Source organism: Rahnella perminowiae, from assembly GCF_019049695.1.
In the GTDB taxonomy this organism is placed as follows: Bacteria; Pseudomonadota; Gammaproteobacteria; order Enterobacterales; family Enterobacteriaceae; genus Rahnella; species Rahnella perminowiae.
Map to the genome: position 1 here is coordinate 1 of NZ_JAFMOT010000062.1, position 445 is coordinate 445.

Annotated in this window: 1 protein-coding gene; it reads left to right on the forward strand. The window is 45.6% G+C overall.

What is annotated here, in order from left to right; all coding sequences use genetic code 11:
* Nucleotides 1-445 (forward strand): ABC transporter permease subunit (locus J1781_RS00290; RefSeq protein WP_217233010.1); only part of this gene is annotated, 445 nt, incomplete at both ends.

Genomic DNA, 445 nt, shown 5'->3' on the forward strand with positions numbered 1-445 from the left:
TGTCCCTGCCATTGGCATGGGGTGGTTGCTCGCTCGTAAGGATTTTTGGGGTAAATCGTTATTTGAAACTTTGGTATTTTTACCGCTTGTATTGCCGCCAGTTGTACCAGGTTATATCTTGCTTGTGCTATTTGGCAATGAAGGCTTAATTGGCAAATACCTAACAAGAATGGGTTTTGAGCTTGCTTTTAACTGGAAAGGTGCGGTCTTGGCATCGGCAGTTATGGGTTTTCCACTCATGGTACAGTCAGTTCGTTTGGCAATTGAGTTGGTCGATAAACGCTTAGAAATAACTGCCATGACACTGGGTGCAAGCCGTTTGCGGACGTTTTTCCAAGTGACATTACCGCTGTCGGGTGCGGGGATTGTGATCGGGGCTATTTTATCGTTTTGTCGCAGTTTGGGGGAATTTGGGGCGACCATTACTTTTGTCGGTAATATTGAG